The sequence below is a fragment of the Aquimarina sp. ERC-38 genome (genome assembly GCF_026222555.1).
In the GTDB taxonomy this organism is placed as follows: domain Bacteria; phylum Bacteroidota; class Bacteroidia; order Flavobacteriales; family Flavobacteriaceae; genus Aquimarina.
This window is the reverse complement of record NZ_CP098511.1, coordinates 2,772,475-2,794,850: the sequence shown is the minus strand read 5'-3', so window position 1 is coordinate 2,794,850 and position 22,376 is coordinate 2,772,475. Positions and strand designations below refer to the sequence as shown.

Genomic DNA, 22,376 nt, shown 5'->3' with positions numbered 1-22,376 from the left:
ACCTAGTTTTTTAAAAGGTCTATAATTAGCGCAGCGCTCCAGGAAAAATTTCCTCCTCCGTACCCTGTTCTGTTAGGTTCGCCGTTTTCTTTTCTACAATCAAAATACTCAAAAAACCCATCGCGGTCTATTAGTTCAATAGAATCTTTTTTAATCCGGTCAGCCAACTCCTTGTAGTCGTATCTTTTTAAGCCATAGTACAGCATCCAGTTCATATTGATCCAGACCGGTCCCCGCCAGTATTTCTTTGGGTTAAACTTATCGTTGGTTGGATCAAAAGAGGCACAAAGGTATTTATCTTCTCCCCCGAATTTTTCCAGCATGGTAGTTGTCAAAATTTTAGCTTTCTCCACGTCCGGAATCCCGGCAAATAATGGAGAAAAAGAGGAAGAGGTGATATGGCGTATCGGTCTTTTATTCCTTAAGTCATAATGTATGTAAGCTCCTAATTCGGCATCAAATAATTTTTTAAAACCTTTTTTACTCTTTTGTTGCCATTGTTGGATAACTAATTTTTTAGCACCCTCACCTCCCAGTAGATCATAAAGTTCTATCAGGGCTTCATTACTTTTAATCAACATTGCATTAAAAAGCGGATCCTGTACTAAAAAGGGTGAAATTTTAGCAATTTTTTCATCATCATACTTATGTTTTTTTGCAATTTCAATAAGGTGTAAATAATAATCGTACTCTCTTTTTGAAGGTCTCTGAGAAGCATTTACATGAGTAGTGTCTTTTCGTTCAAAGGCGTATTCCGGTGGATCCATAGTTTTCCAGATATCGTCCCATACCGGAGAGTTATCCGTTCCTGATTCCCAGTTGTGATAGATATACATCAAACCTTCATTAAATGGGTCCCGGTTCGTATAGAAATACAAATGATTTTCGTATACTTTATCAATATGCTTTTGGATAAATTGAAGCATATCTTCTTTATCTTCGGCAATCCGGTACATTTCTTTTAAAACAAAACCCGTAATTGGGGGTTGGGTCATACCAGTGGATTTGTGTTTTTTAGAAGATAAAGGGTGTAATTCCGAGCAGTGAAAATCAGCTCCGGGAAAGTAAGAATCATTTTCTTTATGAAATATAATATGCGGAATAAAGCCATTGTTCCATTGGGCATTCAGTAGCGTTTCTACCTCTAATTTTGCTTTAGCAATATTATAGTAGGATAAACCTATGGCAATAAATCCGGAATCCCATTTCCATTGGAAAGGATACAATCCTTTACTGGGTATGGTAAATCCTGCTTCCTGAAAATTGGCGTTCAACACTTTTTTCGCATCGTTTATCAATGTCTTATGTATCATATATTTCGCATGTAGGTGACGGGATTATTCATTCAAATTACCCGTATGTTTTAATTTAAATAAAGCTGATTTAAACTAATCTTAGAAATTAAAAGTTGCCGTTATAAATGCCCTTCTTGGTAATATCGGTCGGCCAAAGAAGAATTCACCTTCGGTAGCACCTGCAGCACCTGCTCTCGGGTTTCCTTCAGTTATACCTTCACTATCAAACAAATTAAATACTGAAAATCCTATCCTTACGGACTCATTTCCTTCCTTTTTCTGAAAGGTATACCCGGCACCAAGGCGAAAGATATTAATAGCATCCAGTTCGATATTGTTTGTATTATCTGTAAATTTTTTACCAGTATGGTTTAGGTTAAACACGGCATCAAACTTGGTATTATTATAGTATAATCCGGCACTGGTCAGAAAGTTAGGTTGCCTGGCTAGTTCATTACCTACATTGGTCTCCGTGGTTGTATTGTTAACCAGGTCCACATCCAGGTTTTCTGTAATCTGATGATCCTGAAAAGTTGCATTACCAATGAGGCTAAAGTTATTTAGGAGTTTCCAATTCCATGAGGCTTCAACACCAATGGTTTCCGTATTCTGTTCGGATCTGGTTTGATCGATTAATTGTCCTCCTACGATTGCCTGAAGGATTTGGATTCTATCTTTTAACGCTACATAATATCCGGCGAGGGAACCTGAAAATTTCGCATTTCCGAATTTTGCCCCTACCTCTACCTGATTGATATTTTCTGCATCATACACATTTTCAGAAATCCCGGGGATAGGAGCAAAACCTCGTATCTGCGGAAAGAAGTATCCTTTGGAGAAATTCGCATATAAATTAGTCGTTTCCGTCAATTCATAAAGTCCTGCCAGGGATACTGCCCAATCAGATGCACTTACCTTACCCCGGTTAAAATTACCGCTTTCAGCCTGTACGGTACTTAATTCAGGGGTAAGTTCCGGATTATCATACACCGTTTCAGTAAGAAATTGTCCCTGGTTAAACTCTCCGTTAGTAGTTTCCCATCTAAAACCAACATCAAACCGCCATCGATCAAATACCATTTCATCAGCAATAAACACCGCTACCTTATCTTGCGACAAAAAGTTGTTTGCGGTTTGACCAATTCGATTATAAATTCCACCATCCGAATGAATTACATTGCTACCGTCTGCTGCGGTATAGGTAAGGTTGACTAAACGCGGCGCATTATTAAATTCGGTAAGGGTTCGGAATTGATAGTTGACATCTTCTGCTTCGGTACGCGCAATAAAAGATCCCAGGGTGATTGTATGACTGTTGCCACCTGAAGTAGTTATGGTTTTTATTAAAGAAGTTTCACCTGAATAATCCGTCATGGGTCGTAGACGATCCACATGCAGATTCTCCACTACCAGATCAGAACCGTTGATCGGATCCCCGGATCCTCCCTGGTAGGTAGCAGTAAATCCAAGATTATCGGGGGCAATGCTTTGAATATAATTATCTAAAGTGATAGGATTGCCATTATCTCCATTTCCTCCTACGTACAAGGCAAAATTATGAGCATAGTTAGCAAACCTGGCTTTGGCTTTAAATCTTAGGTCATCTGTAAAGTTATAGTTAAAATCTCCCATTACGTACCCTCCGGTAGTTGAAACCCCATCAGCAATAGGACTTTGATAAACACCTCCAGGCGTATTAAAAGATACATTGGCTAGTTCGCCGGTTAATAATTGGCTTACCGGTTCCCCGTCATTTCCTGCAATACGTTCTCTACTACCACCTGTTAAGGGTAATGGAAGATAAAATTGTGCATTATCGTTAATGTATTGACCGTGTAAGGTGAATGACCCCTGATCGAACTTCTTTTTAATATTCCCCCTGAACTGGACACCGCGGGTGGTAAGTCCGGTTTCTATCGGACCTCTGTCATGTCGTATAAAACCGGTAAAGGCATAAAATGTATTGGAATCTTCTCCTCCCAGGCGACCACCACTGTAAAAATCAGTTTTTAACCTACCCTGGTTAGCCACTTCCATATTCAATATATTTCCGGGGTTAGTGTCTCCGGTTTTACTAGTATAGTTAATAATACCTGCAACAGAACCTGCTCCGAACAAAATGGCAGACCCCCCACGAACAAATTCAACTCCTTTAAAACCAATATCCGGGCGGGCATACACATCATGAGCGGATGAGTTTAGCCCAAAGGTGCTCATCAACGGCATACCGTCATATTGTAACGGATTAAATACATATTGTCCCCCAGAAGGAAGCCCTCTGACAAATATATTGGTAGCGGTCTCTCCTCCCCCACCTTCTGCCGTGATACCAGGTACGCTTCTTAAGATATCAGCCTGGCTATTTGCTGATAATTTAGTGATCTCTTTCATTTCGACCGAGCTGATAGATAAAGGTGCCTGTTTTTGCGAACGAAAAGTACTGGAAGCTGTAAGTACAATCTCTTCTAATTGCTGCCCTCCTTCTTGTAACACAAAATCTAAGGTTATGGGGCTATCGGATAATGCTATACTTTTAGACAACGTCAGAAATCCAATATAGGAGGCAAGTATTTTTTGTTGACCTGATACCTCTGTAGTTAACGTATAATTACCGTCAAAATCCGTAACGGTACCAGTAGTTGTTCCTGCGATTACTAAATTGGCCCCAGGGATAGGAGCACCCGAATTGTCGGTTACTTTTCCCGTAATTTCGGTTTGAGCAAATCCCAGACTTACCGCAAACACGCAAATAATAGTTACTATCGTTTTTTTCATAGGAATTGTACGTTTTAAATGTGCTTTTAATTGAATAATCCTCAATATTTGGTTAAATTTATATGAATATCTAACTATTTTTACATAATAATCACTAAAATATTATGCAAACGTTTGTTCAAACGTTTGCAATTTTAGTCTTAACAGATTAGCTTTACATCTCCAATCCATCAATAAACCTTATAATGAACGAAAAAAAACCTGCTACTCTTAAAATACTGGCGCAGGAACTGAATTTATCCATCTCTACGGTTTCCAGAGCCTTAGCAAACCACCCGGACATCAGTGCGGAGACAAAAAAAAGGGTAAATCAATTAGCTCTAGATTTGGACTACGCACCTAATATTTTTGCCAGGGGGTTAAAATCAAGAAGAAGTTATATCCTAGGGGTAATTGTGCCTAATATTTCACATCTTTTTACTTCAACCATATTAAAAGGGATTCTGGATGAAGCAGAAAATCAGGGTTATAAAGTTATTGTTTCAGATTCTAAATATTCTGAAGTGAAGCAGAATGAAATGTTGCAAACCATGATGCAATTTGGGGTAGATGGAATTTTATTGTCTTTAGCCAGAAAAACCATTGCTATAGATCCTATATTAAAATTAGCAAAACGTTTACCCCTCGTATTATTTGATAAAGTTTCAGATAAAGTCCCTTGTACTCAAATTGTAATTAATGAAGAAGAAGCTGCCTTTAATGCAGTTGACCACTTAATTCAAACCGGAAAAAAAAAGATTGCCATTATTAAAGAAACCGAAAATTCCTTTAATTCAGAAATGAGATACGCGGGATACTTGCGTGCGTTAAGAGAAAATAATATTGAACTTGATCAAAAATTAGTAATTAGTACTGAAGATATATCCATTATCAATGGAAAAAGGTCGGCTAATCTACTTTTAAGTCTTAAAAACAGACCCGATGGAATTTTTGCAATCACAGATGGAGCCGCCATTGGGGTGATTCAGGCACTGCACAAATACAAAATTAAGATACCGGACGAGATTTCGGTTGTTGGGTTTAGTAACTCTATGCATGCTACTATCATCACACCTGCCCTTACTACGGTGGACCAACCAGGACAAAAAATAGGGCGTACGGCGGTAAAATTTTTAATTGAAGAAATTAATACTACGGCTACTAGTTTAACCACCAGAACGGTAGAGATTAAAACTAATTTGATCGTCAGGGAATCTACATTACGGATTTAGATTTAGATATTATAATTGTATACGCTTTTAAACACCCGGTGGTGCAGTAGATCGAGTTTCAATAACCTTATGTATTCTTTTCCAGAGGATATCAGAAATTGCTTTGGAACTATCGAGATTATTCATAATATTTCCTAAATCCTGATGTTCTGTATTGTCTTCATAAGTTACTCTTAAATTGCCATTATCAGTAACTAATGCCATATTCCACATACTGAAATTCCTCACAAACTTTACTCCTTTCCAGACAATGACAAGACTGCTATGCCGAGGATCTTGTGTAATCTGATAGTATAGTCGCATTACTTCTTCTTTTGCTCCTTCCAGAATCTGAAAAAACGTCTGATTGTGGTAAATCAAACATCCGGTAATATTGTGTATTTTATTAAAAGAAATTGCTTTTTCTACAATTTGTTTTACATCTTCCGGAGTCATGGATGGTGAGGCAACAGACCTGTAGCTAATTTCAAATAAGGCATTTTTATTTTGGAAAGAACTCTTATAATCTTTAGGTAGAAAGTGATATCGTTCAAAAAACTTTTTAGATAAATAACTAGGCGAAGGGTACCCACAAATTTTACAAATTTCGCTAATACTTAAATCCGATTTTTGAAGTAATTCTTTGGCATGGGTTAATTTAATATTAGAAATATACCTATTTACCGTATCCCCATATAAAAACTGAATTCCGTTCTGAAGTTTTTTAGTTGAAATCAAAAAGTGTTTACTCAGTTCGGTAATAGTTACTCGACGATTTATATACTTTTTTATATAGTCGCCGATTTTTGTGCATTTTAATAAATCTTCGTCTTTTAGTTTTGTAGGAAGATAAATTTTATTCTCGCTAGTTTCTTTTTCATAATTTTTAAGCTGGCTGAATAACATATTGATGGCGGCACCTTCGGTCATTAATCGCCCCATTACATCCATTTTTTTATTATTAATTAGGATTTGCGCATATTCTGCGGGAATTGGGTCAATTAAGCTCTCGTAATAAAAGGGAGCGGTTTCTCCTACCTTTTGTACCAGTTCTTTAACATTACGTTCCAGCTGTCTAATGTAATTAGTAGTACCGCGAGGCAATAGTTGATTATTTATGACTATATCGCTTACTTCTATTTTTATGTTTTCAAGAAAGGTAATGCTAGAGGTACTATTAGAATTACTGATGGTAATAAGGTTCCTGTTTTTATCTACCTTCCGGATACTGTCCATATCAGAAAACTGATGTTTAAAAATCCCGTTTAATACGTAGTAAAAATCAATAATCTGATCTTCTATTATTTTTTTATGAATGACCAGTTTTTCATAAAAGGTTATATTAAATACGACCAGGGAAAGGCCTGGTATAATAGAAAAATAACTAATATATCCTTTTCCTTTTTTATTATCTAAACGTAAAACAGCTACTCCATAACTTTCTACTAAACTGACATCCAGATATTTTGCAAGTTGTCTTACTTTACTTAATGCTGAATCTTCTATTATCTCTAGCATATCTTTGTTTCGTATTACCAACTATTTATGGAAAGGTGTTTGTTCAATTTCAGTTTTTTGTTCCTTTTCTTTGAGGGCTAGGGATAAATATTTTCAACTTCGGCAGACTTCCTAAGCCAACCTTCCTTTCTTACCGAAGAAATTGATATATTGAATTGATTCTAAAATTTTATTATACATTCAAATAAATTCATTTTAACCGCCTAAAGCTATAGATATTACTAATTGATGAATTTAGTCTTACCCCCGAAGCATTCAGGGAAAAAAGCGTCAATTCAAGTGTTTTTTCGTAATAAAATGAAGAAAAAATAGCCTGTCCTTGACTTGATCGAGGATATCGAGTCCTTCGGTTTAACTCAGGATTACATAGCTTTTTTCATTAAAATCCTTGTTCTCGATACACTTCTTCCTCTGGTCGAAGCACTCGAACTGACGGATTTTATAATATTATTACTTAAATGTACCATGGGTTTAAACTTACTGTTTGTTAAAAAAATTCCGGCTTTTATTAACTTAAGCTCATTGGGACTTCCATTAAAAGAAGTTCCGCCTCCGTATCGGCTTTTATGCTTAGAGTGCTTACATCATAAATACCAAAGCCATCCCGGGTAGCCAGAGGTTGTTCATTAACAGTAGCATTTCCTTTTAATACAAAAACGTAAACCCCGTTTTCTTCCGGTTTTTGTAAGGTATAGGTTACGGATGAATCTTTATTCAGGTCTGTCATATAAAACCACGCATTCTGATAAATCCAAACGCCATCATCCTCCGGGTCAGGAGATAAAATCTGTTGTAATTTATTTTTTCGATCTTCTTTATTTAGCGTAATTTGATCATACCTGGGTTCCACACCTTTGGTATTAGGAAACACCCAGATTTGAAGGAATTTAACCGGAGCATCTTCTTTTGCGTTGTATTCTGAATGCATGACCCCGGTACCTGCGCTCATCACCTGTACATCTCCGGACCTAATTATGGTTTGGTTTCCCATATTGTCTTCATGCCTTAAGTCTCCTTCTAAGGGAATGGATATGATTTCCATATCCTGATGCGGATGTGTACCAAATCCTCTTTTTTCGGCTACGGTATCATCATTAAGTACTCGAAGTACCCCAAAATTCATTCGTTGCGGGTCATGATAGTTGGCAAAACTAAACGTATGTTTGGAATGCAACCATCCATGATTGGCATCTCCCCTGGTATCTGCTTTGTGTAATACGGTTTTCATAGTATGTATTTTATTCGTTATCAAACATATCATTTATTCTAATAGAAGAAAAAAGACCTTTTAATTTATAACAAAACTTTTAGTGTTGATTTAGCCATTGCAAAGGCTTCGTTAATATTTTAATGTTTTTAAAAGCCTTTTAATAGATATATGATTAGTTGTTTAACAAATAAAAACGACTCTTAAATAAAGAGCCGTTTTTTTCACTAAAGTTAATAATTATTGAAAAAGTATTATCGTTATTGGTAGTGAGACCTTGTTCTGAACAATGCAAGGTACTTTAGTCTTCTATTGAAATATGAATAGTCGCATTTACTTTTACTTTTTTATCGTTTACCCTGGCCTGTGTAAAAAACTCTCTTGCTTTGGCCTGCGCTTCTAATAATTCCTCTATTCTACCGTTATCCTCTTCACATTTATCCGCACTATTCCCTTCTGTTATAGAAAGACGGTTTAACTTATGAAAATTAATTTTTACATTTAAAACCGAATTCACAATATAGGCTGCTTCCTGAGCGGTAAAACCACCTTCAATCAGGTTTATCTTTTGATCGGTACTTGTTTCGTTTGGCATATCCAGAGTAGCTTCCATATTTTATGGTGTTGAGATTTGTTTTTTTAATTGGTGTAAAAGTCGAAATAATATTTTATCTATTTTTATTTATATATTTAATCATAATCATAAATTAATTTTATGATAGCTGTATGATATACAAATATAGTGGCATGCCTAACGTGATATTAAAAGGAAAGGTAATGACAAGTGCCATAGGTATATAAAGGCTAGGATTGGCTTTAGGAACTGCAAATTTCATGGCGGCAGGTACCGCAATATATGACGCACTTGCCGCTAATATGGCAAATAACAACCGGTTTCCTTCTATGGCACTAAAAAATCCACTGACTACAGCTACTATACACCCATTAATTACGGGTATGATGATCGCAAAGAGCAAGGCAAACCACCCTTTACTGATAAAATCAGAAAGTTTTCGCCCACTGGTGATTCCCATATCAAGGAGAAAGACTGCTAAAAACCCTTTAAAAATATCCGTAGTAAAGGGTTTGATTCCTTCGGCTTGTGCTTCACTTGCTAGTAAACCTACTAGTAAACTACCTATAATTAACAACACACTTCCATTAGTAAGGGCATGGTGTACTACTTTTTTCATAGGAATTTTTTCTTCGGTTTTATTTTTCTTAAAAATAGTAATCAAAAGCAGGCCTACCATAATGGAAGGTGCTTCCATCAGTGCCATCACGGCTACCATATGACCGTTAAATGCAATTTGTTCTAATTCTAAAAAGGAGATGGTAGTCACAAAAGTCACTGCGCTTACCGAACCATAAGCTGCGGCTATAGCTCCAGCGTTATCGACACTAAACTTCCTTCTTAGAATAAAATAAGCGTATACCGGTATCACTACTGCCAGAAAAATCCCAAAGAGTAATGACCATAAAATTTCGGTATTAAATTCACTGTGCGACAACTCCTGCCCTCCTTTAAAGCCTATGGAAAGCAAAAGATATAATGAAATAAATTTTGAAGAATTAGGTGGTATGCTAAGATCACTTTTTACCTGAACCGCGATAACCCCTAAAAAGAAAAAAAGTAAGGCTGGATTGGTCAGATTATCAATAAGTAAATGTAAGTCCATAAATACGTCTTCTTTGTTATAAAATTTTAATTGAAAAAGGGTGATGATAATAAGAAAAACCAAATGGCGTTAAAAGAAGTAATAGTAAGGTCATCTTACATACTTCTGAAATCTTTCTTTTTGGGTTGCAGATTAGATGTACCATACTTACTACAACAACTTCTTTATCTTTAAATCCGAAGCTTTCCATTTTGTTTTTTATACAAAGATGTAAGTAGTATTTCATATATTTTCATTTATATTTATAATCGTTTTTATAATAAAATTTTATGCATTACACGCTTCATCAACTACAGATATTTTCTAAAATAGTGGAGATGCAAAGTATTACAAAAGCTTCTGAGGATTTGCATTTAACCCAACCTGCTGTTTCCATACAACTTAGAAATTTTCAACAGCAATTTCCGATTCCGCTGACAGAAGTTATAGGAAGGAAGTTATACATCACGGATTTCGGAAAAGAAATTGCTAGTGCTGCGGAAAAAATCCTGGAAGAGGTTAAGGAAATCAATTATAAAACCCTGGCGTATCAGGGACAGTTATCGGGCGTATTGACCATATCTGTGGTATCTACCGGAAAATATATTATGCCTTACTTTTTATCTGATTTTATCAGGCAGCATAAAGGGGTAGAACTGGTACTGGATGTTACTAACAAAGCGCAGGTTATCCGTAGTTTAGAGAAAAATAAAGTGGATTTTTCATTAGTTTCCGTACTTCCGGACAAACTAAAAATTGAAAAAACCGAATTGATGGAAAATCAATTATATCTGGTAGGAAACAGGGATAAGAGATTTGATAAAAAAAATTATGATAAATCCATTTTATCAAAATTACCCCTGATTTATCGCGAAAACGGATCGGGAACCCGCTATACCATGGAAAGCTATATTGAAGAGAACAATATACCGGTAAGTAAAAAGATGGAATTAACTTCTAACGAGGCGGTTAAACAAGCGGTTATTGCCGGATTGGGCTATTCTATTATGCCTCTGATCGGTATCAGGAACGAACTGGAAACCGGACTTTTACAGATTATTCTTATCAAAGGGTTTCCTATTAAATCGAAATGGCATATGATTTGGCTTAAAAATAAAAAGTTCTCTTTGGTTGCCAAAGCTTTTCTTAATTACCTGGAACAGGAAAAAAGCACCATTATCCATAATAAATTTGAAGGTTTGTAACGGTAATTTAATCATTATCTAACATTAGTATTCGGTAAAGTTTCAAGACCCGCCTGCGGACGGGCAGGTTGCTATCGCTTTTATAATCAGGAATTAAAACTAATAATTATAATATTATTCATGTTAAGAAAACAAATTCCTTTTCAAAAAGGTAAGAAAGCAGCCTCCGAATACTTTAAAGTTTGGAATCACCTTATTATACTATACTTTATAAGCTCTTAGTCATTTTAACCGCACCATTTGCTAAATCAATATAAAGTGACCTAAATATGTTATTAAAAACCTAAATAATTGATATTTATACTAAAAAAATCACAATAATTACGTTAATACAATAAGAATAAAAAAAATACGTTTGAACCTAAAATACTTTAACACAACCAATAACTAAAACATCTGATAATTCTTAAACAACACGTTGCGAATTAATCTTTACTACGAATAATAGCCTAATTCCCTCCCTACGCTTCTATTCTTTTTTTTGCAAGCTTATATTTAAGTTACAGGCAGATCATCTCTGCTTATCACATGAATTATTCAACATTTTAATTAACTACTTAAACACACAATCATGACTATTTTAAACAAATTATTAATTAAAATCTTTTTATTAGTCTTATGCTTCCAGGTGAGTAATGCCCAGCGGAGTGACTATCCCTTAGATCAGACCCCCGCCATTGGTAACAAGAATTTTACCGTGCTTATTGCAACTTTTGGAAATTTTCCGGTTCCGGAAACAACTGTAGAAAGAGTTAGTGCAGCCGTAGATGTTTTTAACGAGTATGCAAGCCGGATGTCAGGTGGTAAAATTGTAGTAACTTCTTTAATTAGCCCTATACTTAATATTAGCGATGCTGATAGCCAAGGTGCCGATGAGCTACAGACTAAGAAGCGAATTATGAGGCAATATGCTGAACGTAGCGGTATTGATGTAGATGTAACCTATCTGGGGTATGTTATCATCTCTGAAGATATGGATAAATTTGGTGGTTTGGGATCCGGTAATGGTATTACCGGTGAAATAACAATGGGAGGAAACAATATTTGGATCCCCGGAATTGTACATGAAATGATGCATATGTTTTCTGTAGGTCACGCTCATACATTAGATGCAGGTACTAATATATTTCCCGGTGAAATCCGAGGCGGTAGAGATCCGTATCATTTTATGGGAAGTGAAGGGGATCAGAAAAACTGTCCTTTTAATACAAACATTTGCGAGATTGATGCTAACCTTTCTTTACCACATAAAGGCAGGTTTGGCTGGATTGACAAAGATGAATACATCATTCATAAAAATGACAATGGTAGTAAAACTTTTAAAATTTATAATCACGATAACCACACAAGGAATACAAAAGAACGTCTTGGGGTGTATTTAACCGATTATGATAATGAAGGGGTATTTGTTTTAAGCTACCTGAAAGTAAAAAATTTATCGGAACGAGAAAGACTGGGATCAGATGGACTTATGATACATCATGTACCTTACAGAAGTCCGGCTATCTCTGTACTATTAGATCTTACCCCTAATTCTATTACCAGTAATGACGAACGCCCGGATGACGAAACCTATACGGATATGCATGATGCTGGAGATGGTACTATTGCTGAGGGTCAAAGCGTAGATATTTCTGATCTTTATAAAGTTGAAGTACTAAAAGAAACCAAAGAACCGGGTGAAAATAATTACTCGGTTGAGTTTAGAATATCTCCTGTAGGTTGTAATAGTGTAGATAATAAATTGGAAACAGAAGATTTTGTTTATGATAAGGTTGGTAACAACGACCCTTGTTCAAGTAGCTTTAGTACTATATGGAACTTAAATGATGCTTCTCGACAGATGGTCCGTATCGATAGGCTTAACCTTAAATCCGAAGGGATTGAAGCAGAAGGAAATAGTTTTAGAATTCTTTCAGCAAACGGAACAGCACCGCGTAACCCGTTATTTTCTATGGAAAGACCACTTTATAGAACTTTTTCGACCGGAGAAACCATGTGGCTGAGTTACCTTATCAAAGCAAACGAACTGAGGGAAGGTCACTTCCGGGTAGCTCCTAATAGTAATACTACTCTTGGAGTTGGTAAAATGTTAAGTAATACCCTTGGTATTAATGAGGATTTTGATAAACAAAGAAGTTTATCAGAAGGGGAAACTGTTCTTATTGTTGCTAAATACGAAATTAATGGTAACGGAAATAGCAATATCTATTTATGGGCTAATCCTAAACCAAAATTAAACGGAGAACCTGATCAATCCAACGCTATTGCCAAAAGTACAGGAATTAGTATTAATGAAATCAGTACCTTAGGTGTAGAAGTAGGAAGCTCAGGTAATTATAATCTGGATAGAATAGCAATTACTGAGAACTATGGTGCTATTTTTAATAGCACCACACTTTCTAATGATATTGATTTAGAAAACGAGAATCGTATCACAGTCTATCCAAGTCCTGCAAATAAAGATTTATTCATCACTAATCCGCAATCCGAACCATTGAATATTACTATTTTTTCAAGTTTGGGTAAAAAGGTGATCGAAATATCCGATCTTTCAGAGGAACATATTGATGTTAATGGCCTTTCGACAGGAATGTATTTTGCCTCTATCCGGAATACCAGACTAAATACCGTGAATACAGTAAAATTTGTTAAGAATTAAAGTATTTACTACCCCTTAACTACTTATTCTTAGTATGGTTAAAACGCGTTACTACTTTATTTTTGTAACGCGTTTTTTCTTTTAAAAAATACCACGTTTTTTTACCTTTTGTAGATAGAGGTGCCCTGTAAATTATTTCGAACTGAATGCTAAAGATTGAATGTATTGCTACATCAACATAAAATAGCATTAGTGTCCGGTAAAGATTCAAGACCCGCCTGCAGACGGGCAGGTCGCTATCGCTTCTAGAATCAAGAATCAAGACTAATTATTATAATTTTGAAAATCAATATTATAAAATTATCCATGTCCAAAAAAATAAATTACTTTTAAAAAGCAAAAAAGCTACCTCTAACTACCTTAAAGTTTAGAATTTCCATATTTTATCATGCTTCATAAGCTATTATATATTTTAACCGGACGCTAATATTAAAATAGCATAAATCTTCATAGAGAAAATTTGAATCCCTGCGTTAAAAACCTCGTCTTAGCTAAGACTATGCTTGCGTTTTTTACCTAAATCTTCCATTTTTTTCTTTATAAAACCTCTATGCCATTTTATATTTGTTAAGCTATATTTCTGTGCTAGCGTAGGGTTATGATTGTTCAATCGTTATAATAATCAACTTTCATTTAGGCTTACTATATTCCCGTATTTAGGATCCACTTTTCCGTTTAAGGTATCTGTATACAATTGTTTTAATTGCTCCACCCCTTGATATTTTTTAATTGAAATGGTTGATTGTGCATGACTTATAAATTGCAATAATGCTTCTCCGACTTTTTGTTGAAATTTGATTACTCCCCATTCTTTTTGTAGCTTTTCTACCTGGTTGGGAGCAAAGAAAAAAGTTCCTTCTTTTGGCAAGGGGTTCTCGCCTTCTAAATTTTGCCAATCCACCAGTCCTACTAAACAATTGTATATTAAATCTTCTTTCAGTATCGTTTGTAGTTTAAATTGTAGGTTATGGTTACCGGCAAAATCTACAATGATTGATTTTTTATCAGCTGTTAAGTGAGAAATTTGCTCATAGCTGATGGTCTGATCGTACCAACCTAGGTTTTTGACAAATGCTACATTGCTATCAGAAGTGAGTGCTACGAGACTGAATTCTTGTCCTATTTCTTTTTTTCGGTGCGCTAATAAGAAGGCCAAAGCTTGAGCGGTTTTACTGGAAGCACTGGTTACCATAATTTGCGTGGCATCATAGAAATTTTGATCCGCCAAAGCCTCATTAATTAAAAAAGAAGTGACAAATAACGGACGAAATATAGAGATTAATCCTTCGGTTCTTGGTGTAAACAAAGGGTCTTGTTCTATATTTACATAAAAATTATAAATGGGTGGAAGCGCCTGTCGATGTTCGGTAATATCCATAAAACCTTTATTGCTAACCTTGCCCGCGGTAACTAATAAATGGGTACTCATAGGATAGTACCCATAAAACCGTTGCCCTACTTTTACTTCCGGATGATTAGAATTAATTACGTGAGCGATACCCCAGGCCGGAATGATCCCATAACCGGGTTGTGTTGGAAAAAATTTCCAATAGTTCATCTGTTCTCCCACGACGCCGTAGGTAATATTATTTGAAGTAAAAGAAAATTTTTCAATTGCTAACATTACCTGATCAGGTAAGAGTTTTTCAGGATAATTTTTTGTGATCAATTCGTACTGGTGAAGGTCATCTATTTTTACAGTAAAATCTAAGGCATTCATGGTAGTGTCGATGTTAGGTTTAATTTTTGAAAAGGGACTATGACATTAATTTTTTAGTTCAAATTTTACCACATATCATATGTATACTTGTATATTTCTCTTTTCCACTTTTCATTTACAGTCATTATTCTTCGTATAATTTTTTTTATTAAACCATTGTTATAATAAGAATAGGAATTTTCACAAGAATATTCTGAACTTAAGAAATTTTCATTAACAATTTTTAATAAACTTTTTTGATTATAATAGTATTCCGTAATGCTTTTATCTTCGTCACCTACAAGACCCCCTTTAAGTTTTCCATTTGAATCATAATACAAAAATGCTCCAAAGTTTTTACCTTCCCAGGTAGAATACCTATAAGTGTTATTTTTATTATAGTAATATTTTCGTTTGGAACCGTTAGTTTTAAGATCGTTAATTACTTTGATTCCTATAATTCTATCTTCAGTATCATAAAATATTATTTCTTCCCTATTATTACCATTAAAATAAATAAATTTTTTATCACTTACTTTTACTTCTCTTTTTACCTCTAATCCATCAGAGTCATACGTAATTATGGTATTACCGTCTTTACTGTGCGTATAGTTATATTCTTCTATTTCAGAAGTGAACTCGTATCTTTGTTTTTTTAATCGATCTTTATGATCGTACTCAAAAGTAATATTTTTAAGATAACGTCCTGCATAGTTAAAACAGGAATCATAAGGTGACTTAACGTATAAACCTTTTACATTATTTGTTGCAATTTTAACTAATTGTTTTTTATTATTATATGTAAATTCATGGCAAAAGTGTTCACTTTGTTTACCCCAACCACAATATTTAATGAGCTTTTCCTCTTTATCATAATTAATTTCAAATGTTTGCTCAAACTCTTTACTTATCTGTGAATGCTCAATCAAAACTTGTTTAACTCTATTCTTTTTTATTAACGGCCTTTGTTGTGATAAGAAAATATCAGTTTCAATTTTACAACAATCATTATTGTTCTTACTCAAAAATGGTCGATGAAGATGATTAATTGGATTAAAAACTAAGGTTTCCTGACAAAAAGAAGTAAATACAGTAAAGAAGTGTACAAATAGAATAAATTGTCTCATTTAACTTGTAGGTAAAGTACGTAAAGTTGTAGTGTTTTTACGTAGAGTGATATATAAATTATTTTGTTTTAATGGGAACAAGGCTATAATATGGTTGCTGAATTTTACTAGTTATACTTAGCTTGATTTTAAGATCAATAATGAGTATTTATTTCCTTAACCTTACTAAAAAAATTTATAGTTTAGATTTATTTTGCACCTTTTCCAAACTTAAAAACTCCAAAAAAATTAATTAAATTGATTCTTAAAATTTCAAATAAGAACTTGATTATAAATACCTTAATTCTTATTTTTCCTTTGTTTTTCTACGACAATTATATAAGTTGTTTTGTAAAAATGATTAAAAGGTTTTCCATTTCTCTTGGCGGGTGAGATTTTTCCATTTAATGTTCTCAATACCCTATCAACCTCATCTTTAATGATTTGATTTGGTGCTATCGAGTTAGCATTTACAATATCACCACTAGCATCAATAGTAAATCGTGGTTCTATCTTAATCTTCCCTCTCTTCTTCTGTTTGGAAATAGCATTTATAGATATGTTATTTAATATATAACTGTATAATTCTTCATAAAAACATGTTGATTCAGCACTAAAAAATTCCAATTCATCACATTTTTTAAACGATGGTAACTCATCACAAACCACATTTGTACTAGCATTTATAACTTTTTTATCCTTTTCTTTAGTAAATAATTGAATTTGATATTTACAAGCTTTATTTATATCTGATATATTTAATTTTTCAATAGGAATACTTCTAAAAATCTTTCCAATTTTTCTATTAAACTCAGTATTACCAGTAATAATTATCGGATTGCTAATTTTATTAAATTTATTAACTTCAAAATTTAATCTTATCTTATAATCATAATTCTTCTTCTTAAAGGGATTATTATTAAAATCCATACCGGATCTAATTCTTGAATAATTAATTTTTTTCAAATCATCCCGAGTTAATCTACTCCTAAAAAATTTTGATATTTCACTTTGTTTTGATGGTCTTGCTAAGCTTTCGAAAGATTTTTTTTCCGCCTCATCAACTAATATGAAACTTTCCTTAGTGTAATAATTATTACGCTTTCCATTATAAACCGCTTTTTCTTTTAATGTTTTCAACCTATCATCCAGATTCTTTTCTGCAATATCAGATTGAGAAAAAATAGAAATAGAACTTAAAAGGAGGATTATTAAGATTTTTAATTGTTTACCGTAAAATGACAGCATATTGATTGAAGATTTATATTGATTGATGATTTGACGTCAAATTTAGTAAATATGTTTTAAATAAAGAAGAAGTGAAATTTTTATAGATAGGCTAGCATTGACAACTAATCCTATAATACTGGCAATGTTTATTTTAAGTTCCATTTTTTAAAGGAAATGCGATCTTTCATTGTCTTTATGATATGCTCCGGTAAATCCATTGCAACATTGTAAACTAAAGTTTTTTAATGGAAAGAGGCCAAAACAATAAAAAGTTTATGAGTAGATTAATTGTTTCATTTAATTTGCAAGTAAAATAAGTAAGGTTATAACATGTTTTACTAAGCTATAATAAAAAAAATTGATGCTTAGAAAAGATTCAAGATCGCTATCGCTTCAAGAATCAAGACTAATAATTACACTATTGAAAATCAATATTATAAAATTATTTACGCTAAAAAATTGAATTAATTTAAAAAGTAGAAAAGCAACCTCTAAATATTTTAAAGTTTAGAATGACCTTTTTTACTATGCTTTACCAACTTTTACTCATTTCAACCGGACACTAATAATTAAAAGAAATAATTTTAGTGAGTAGGAAAATTATATCGTGCTACCCTGGATCTCATACTAATTATTTTATTGCGTAAACTTTATATTTTACACCTCCTTCAATTAACTCCCCAACGCCAACACCAATGGTATAATTTAACCAGTTATACTTCTCAGAAGAGGTTTCAAATACCGGATTAGTACGGAAATAGTAACTTCCATCTGCTTTGTAATGGATAAATCCACCGTAATGAATATATATTTTATCTCCTCCATCGGTTTCTAAAATTGCTCTGACATCTAATTTTGTCGTGGTAGCATCTAGCATTAAAAGCCAATCCCCACCATTTGGTAAAACTTTACCTTTAAGGTCAGGGCCATCAAAAGTACCCCCTACCACAGGATATATTAATCGTTTGCCTAGCGGCGATTCACCAATTTCTATGGGTTTATCTAATAGAGCTGTTATTTCAAATAAAAATTCGGATTTTAAATCGGACATTTTAACTATAGTTTTATGTTAATAAAGGAAATTTGAAAGTAGTTATAAAAAAGATACTATTTTTATCTTATCCACAATAGTGTATCTGGTAATGTTTTGATTTGCGTGTGATTATCGTACTTCAAACTCATCAAATATAAATTTACGAATCCATTAACCCAAGTAATAATTACAATTTTCCCTGGCTTTTATTAACATCGATAGAAACTTAGTTTTGCAAACCTTTTACTTAGAAGATAAAGCTAAATAACAGAAAATATATTGCAACAAATAAAATCAATTTCCCAAAGATTGAATAGAATCCAACTTACCCTTAGCCAAATTATATACCTTATTCAAATTATCACTGTTTCTATATTTTTCGCCGTAAGTAAAAGCTTTTTCTACAGAGGCTATCGTTTCTTTGTATAAAGCGTTTCTGTAGTATACAAAACTTTCAAATTCAGAAAAGTTGATGTCGTTTTTGGCATTTGCACCATGCTGCATGGCCTTTTTAAGGTATTTCAATGATTTTTTATAATTCCCCATGTGATAAAAGACGCCTGAAATCATTTCCAGGCCTTTGGGTAAGTTAGGTATAAGCTCCGTACTTTTTGTAAAACACCTTAAAGCACCCTCAAACTTATCATCCATATAATATGCCATACCTACACACTAGATGGCAATAGCACTATCAGGATAGATATCCACCACCTTTTGAAAGTATTCCTGTGCTTTTTTATAATTTTTTTCGATAAGAAGATAGTAATCGGCTTGTACCATAGATCGTTCTGATATCAAGTCATTTTTCTTTGAGAGTTCAAAAGCTTTAGTCATAAGCCTTTTATATGCTAAAGTATCTGTTTCGTAAAAGGATTTCATCAAATAGGCGGTGGCATAAGTTGAATCCAATTGAATAATCTTATCTGCTGTTTGTTCATATTTTTCCTTATTTCTATAGAAAAAGAAATCAGCTTGAAGATCGTTGGCAAGTTGATGCACCTCGGGTACCTTTGAACCTACCGGAAGAACAAACCCATAGTTATTTAAAGACTTAGGTTGGTAATTTTTTGTTGCTTCAAATTCTAATTCTCTTTGTGTTTTTTGCGTTTTACAGGAAACTGTTGTTAAAAAAATGGCTAAAACAATGGTGTACTTTATATGAAACATAGCTGTTTTAATTAATAGATAGATTCCAAATGTAGCCTGTATAAATATGTGTTTTCACCAAAATAGATTACTTTAAAATAACCAACTATGAATAGCCTTTAAGCGAACATAAGGTTGAATTATACAGTGAGTGTCGCCGATACCTGTAGAGCATAGCTAGAACCAATTGGTATTTCGATCGTATCGATTTCAATATCCCGTTGTGTGTAGGCTGTAATTTTTTGAATAGCAACGATAAAGGAACGATGTGTTCGTAAAAAAAGGTGGGAAGGAAGACGTGTTGCCATCTTACCAATATTACTTTTAACAACAATTCTCTGATCTGTAGTATGAATCCTTACATAATCTTTAAGGCTTTCTACATATAAAATATCATCAAAAACAACTTTAATTTGTTTTTTATTTACGTTTACAAAGAAATACGATTCCGTAGGCACCAATTCCGGAGTGGTATCAAGTTGATGTTGTACACGTTCATAATAGCGGTCTATGGACTTTATAAATCTATCTAGGGAAATCGGTTTTAACAAGTAATCTATAATATCCAGATTGTACCCATCGAGTGCATACTCCCGGTAGGCCGTGGTAATGATCACTTTTGGAGGGTTTTTTAATGTTTTTAAAAAGTCAATACCTTTTAAAACCGGCATTTCGATGTCCAGAAAAATAAGGTCAATTTCTTCTTTTTTAAGTATTTCAAAAGCTTCCACCGCACTATAGGCAGTAGCAATTACTTCTAAATCCTTAAAACTTTTAATATGATCATTCAATAGTGCTATTGCCGGAGATTCATCGTCTACTAATAAACATCGTACCATCTTAAGTAATTTTTAAAATCAGTGTTAGCTCAAAAAATTGTTCGGTTTCTTCAACTTTTAACTCGTGCGCATCCGGGTAAATTAAATCTAATTGCCTTTTAATATTAACAAGCCCAATTCCACTTTTATAATGGTCAGTTTTATTATTTATCTCGCTCGTATTGGTATTCCAAACTACAAATTTTAAAAAATCTTCTGCTTGTTCCAGTGAGATTCGAACTTCCGGTTTTTCAATACTTCCGCTTACCCCGTGTTTAAAAGCATTTTCTACGATAGATAATAATATAAGCGGTGTAATAGCTTGTCGCTCATTAGCTATGTTTTTCTTAAAATTAACTACTAAGCGGTCGTTATACTTTATTTGTTCAAGAGCAATATAGTTTTCTATGGTATGAATTTCCTCATTCAGCCCTACATATGTTTTTCTTAAAATTAACTACTAAGCGGTCGTTATACTTTATTTGTTCAAGAGCAATATAGTTTTCTATGGTATGGATTTCCTCATTCAACCCTACAGAAGTTCTTTGACTTTTATATAAAATATAATCCAAAATTTCGGAAAGCTGTAAAACCATGTTAGGAGCCTTGGGAGATTTAGTAATTACATAAGAATATAGGTTATTAAGCGTATTAAATAGAAAATGCGGGTTAAGCTGTGCTTTTAAATATTTGAGTTCCGTAGAAATTTTTTCCCTTTTTAGTTGATGGATTTTTTCTCTTTCTTGCTCCTGCATTTTATTTGTTTTATAAAAATACATGAGTAATGCAGGAAAATGAAAAGACAACATATAAAAAGGAAAATCCTGTAAACTAATAAAAGGATACGGTCCGTTTTCACAGTACTTATCCAGATAGTAATATCCACTCACGCGAAATAACACGGTAAGTAACAACACTATGGCAATCATGGATATCCCAAAAGCCATGTATTTTTTCTGAACCAGGTATTTTGGCACCTGCCAGAAATTAAAAACATAAGCGGCGATCATAAGCAAAGGAAACTTGAGCAAAGTAGTTTCTATGGATTGCCTTAATAATTCCGGGCTTGCATTTGAAAAAATATAAAATATAAAAATACCTATCCAAAAAAGGATATGCTGCACTACTCTATTTTTATAGATAGGCATCAACTTACTCTTCTTGTACTACCATAGGCCCTAATTTCTTACCGCCTAGTAAATGCATATGAATATGGAACACAGATTGACCGGCATCTTCATTCGTATTGATGGAGAGACGATAACCGGTTTCTGAAACGCCTCTTTCCTTTGCTAACTTTTTGGCTACCAGGATCATTTTACCCAGAACCTTCATATCTTCTTCCGTAGCATCATTAATAGTATAAATCTCTTTCTTTGGAACAATAAGAAGATGAACAGGAGCCTGAAGCCTCAAAGGCACAAAAGATATAATATCATCATCTTCATATACAATAGTAGCGGGTAATTCTCTATTTATAATTTTAGTAAATACAGAGCCTTGAACTATTTTTTCAGTTTTTTTATTTTGGTAAGTTTCACTTTGACTCCATCCGGAAAAATGAATAAATAAAAATAATAGATAAAAGAAAAATAACTTTTTCATAAATAGATTTATACCAGAATAATGGGTTGCTGAACGGTTCTTAACGTACAAAAGTAATTGAATAATTAACAATGTATTGGAATATGGACAGATTCAACTTTTCTGTAGACAAAGAGGTGTTTACTGTCTATAATTCAAAAAAACGGATGATGCGGCCTATTTACATTCGGTTATTGCGTATTTGTCGATATTAGAAGAATACAAGCATTATTATCTACAAATTTGCTAT

20 protein-coding genes are annotated in these 22,376 nt (G+C 33.7%); 3 read left to right on the top strand and 17 right to left on the bottom strand.

The window, feature by feature from the left end; translation table 11 throughout:
* Positions 1 to 2: 2 nt before the first annotated feature.
* Positions 3 to 1,313, bottom strand: a complete 1,311-nt coding sequence (locus NBT05_RS11520) for an MGH1-like glycoside hydrolase domain-containing protein (protein WP_265770007.1) — start codon at positions 1,311 to 1,313, stop codon at positions 3 to 5.
* A gap of 81 nt (positions 1,314 to 1,394) precedes the next feature.
* Positions 1,395 to 4,070, bottom strand: coding sequence for a TonB-dependent receptor domain-containing protein (locus NBT05_RS11515; RefSeq protein ID WP_265770006.1), 2,676 nt, complete (start codon positions 4,068 to 4,070; stop codon positions 1,395 to 1,397).
* Positions 4,071 to 4,255: 185 nt separating this feature from the next.
* Between NBT05_RS11515 and NBT05_RS11510 the strand changes: the two genes are divergently transcribed.
* Entirely contained in the window at positions 4,256 to 5,281 is a 1,026-nt protein-coding gene (locus NBT05_RS11510; RefSeq protein ID WP_265770005.1) for a LacI family DNA-binding transcriptional regulator, read from the top strand.
* A gap of 27 nt (positions 5,282 to 5,308) precedes the next feature.
* Here NBT05_RS11510 and NBT05_RS11505 read toward each other — a convergent pair whose 3' ends face one another.
* The 5 genes from NBT05_RS11505 to NBT05_RS11485 all read right to left on the bottom strand — a co-directional run bounded on the left by NBT05_RS11505 (position 5,309) and on the right by NBT05_RS11485 (position 9,890).
* Complete coding sequence (locus NBT05_RS11505; RefSeq protein ID WP_265770004.1) at positions 5,309 to 6,778, bottom strand: BLUF domain-containing protein; 1,470 nt, start codon at positions 6,776 to 6,778, stop codon at positions 5,309 to 5,311.
* A 508-nt stretch (positions 6,779 to 7,286) separates the two neighbouring features.
* Positions 7,287 to 8,006, bottom strand: coding sequence for a pirin family protein (locus tag NBT05_RS11500; RefSeq protein WP_265770003.1), 720 nt, complete (start codon positions 8,004 to 8,006; stop codon positions 7,287 to 7,289).
* A 280-nt stretch (positions 8,007 to 8,286) separates the two neighbouring features.
* Complete coding sequence (locus NBT05_RS11495) at positions 8,287 to 8,598, bottom strand: hypothetical protein (RefSeq protein ID WP_265770002.1); 312 nt, start codon at positions 8,596 to 8,598, stop codon at positions 8,287 to 8,289.
* A 100-nt stretch (positions 8,599 to 8,698) separates the two neighbouring features.
* A complete protein-coding gene (locus NBT05_RS11490; protein ID WP_265770001.1) occupies positions 8,699 to 9,664 on the bottom strand; it encodes a sodium-dependent bicarbonate transport family permease in 966 nt (321 codons plus the stop codon).
* A 16-nt stretch (positions 9,665 to 9,680) separates the two neighbouring features.
* Positions 9,681 to 9,890: a hypothetical protein gene (locus NBT05_RS11485; RefSeq protein WP_265770000.1), complete on the bottom strand. Its 210-nt coding sequence runs from the start codon at positions 9,888 to 9,890 to the stop codon at positions 9,681 to 9,683.
* Positions 9,891 to 9,933: 43 nt separating this feature from the next.
* Here NBT05_RS11485 and NBT05_RS11480 point away from each other — a divergent pair, with 43 nt between their 5' ends.
* Together NBT05_RS11480 and NBT05_RS11475 are read left to right on the top strand one after the other, a co-directional pair.
* Positions 9,934 to 10,848 (top strand): LysR family transcriptional regulator, encoded by a 915-nt coding sequence (locus NBT05_RS11480; protein ID WP_265769999.1) that lies wholly within the window; start codon positions 9,934 to 9,936, stop codon positions 10,846 to 10,848.
* A gap of 571 nt (positions 10,849 to 11,419) precedes the next feature.
* On the top strand, positions 11,420 to 13,510 hold the full coding sequence (locus tag NBT05_RS11475; protein WP_265769998.1) for a T9SS type A sorting domain-containing protein: 2,091 nt from the start codon (positions 11,420 to 11,422) through the stop codon (positions 13,508 to 13,510).
* A 622-nt stretch (positions 13,511 to 14,132) separates the two neighbouring features.
* On the opposite strand, the gene NBT05_RS11470 is transcribed toward NBT05_RS11475, so the two are convergent.
* From NBT05_RS11470 to NBT05_RS11430, 10 genes are all read right to left on the bottom strand, one after another.
* The gene (locus NBT05_RS11470) at positions 14,133 to 15,230 is read right to left on the bottom strand and encodes a DUF2855 family protein (RefSeq protein WP_265769997.1); all 1,098 of its coding nucleotides are present in this window, start codon (positions 15,228 to 15,230) and stop codon (positions 14,133 to 14,135) included.
* 65 nt (positions 15,231 to 15,295) lie between these two features.
* Positions 15,296 to 16,336: a hypothetical protein gene (locus NBT05_RS11465; RefSeq protein ID WP_265769996.1), complete on the bottom strand. Its 1,041-nt coding sequence runs from the start codon at positions 16,334 to 16,336 to the stop codon at positions 15,296 to 15,298.
* 279 nt (positions 16,337 to 16,615) lie between these two features.
* Positions 16,616 to 17,563: a hypothetical protein gene (locus NBT05_RS11460; protein ID WP_265769995.1), complete on the bottom strand. Its 948-nt coding sequence runs from the start codon at positions 17,561 to 17,563 to the stop codon at positions 16,616 to 16,618.
* Positions 17,564 to 18,176: 613 nt separating this feature from the next.
* A complete protein-coding gene (locus NBT05_RS11455; RefSeq protein WP_265769994.1) occupies positions 18,177 to 18,596 on the bottom strand; it encodes a DUF3237 domain-containing protein in 420 nt (139 codons plus the stop codon).
* 276 nt (positions 18,597 to 18,872) lie between these two features.
* Entirely contained in the window at positions 18,873 to 19,241 is a 369-nt protein-coding gene (locus NBT05_RS11450) for a hypothetical protein (protein ID WP_265769993.1), read from the bottom strand.
* A 9-nt stretch (positions 19,242 to 19,250) separates the two neighbouring features.
* Entirely contained in the window at positions 19,251 to 19,745 is a 495-nt protein-coding gene (locus NBT05_RS11445) for a hypothetical protein (protein ID WP_265769992.1), read from the bottom strand.
* Between the two features lie 119 nt (positions 19,746 to 19,864).
* Positions 19,865 to 20,563, bottom strand: coding sequence for a LytR/AlgR family response regulator transcription factor (locus NBT05_RS11440; RefSeq protein ID WP_265769991.1), 699 nt, complete (start codon positions 20,561 to 20,563; stop codon positions 19,865 to 19,867).
* Between the two features lies 1 nt (position 20,564).
* Positions 20,565 to 20,837, bottom strand: coding sequence for a GHKL domain-containing protein (locus NBT05_RS18455; protein ID WP_416346195.1), 273 nt, complete (start codon positions 20,835 to 20,837; stop codon positions 20,565 to 20,567).
* Between the two features lie 127 nt (positions 20,838 to 20,964).
* On the bottom strand, positions 20,965 to 21,690 hold the full coding sequence (locus tag NBT05_RS11435) for a sensor histidine kinase (RefSeq protein ID WP_265769990.1): 726 nt from the start codon (positions 21,688 to 21,690) through the stop codon (positions 20,965 to 20,967).
* A 4-nt stretch (positions 21,691 to 21,694) separates the two neighbouring features.
* A complete protein-coding gene (locus NBT05_RS11430; RefSeq protein WP_416346194.1) occupies positions 21,695 to 22,051 on the bottom strand; it encodes a histidine triad nucleotide-binding protein in 357 nt (118 codons plus the stop codon).
* Between the last annotated feature and the right edge of the window lie 325 nt (positions 22,052 to 22,376).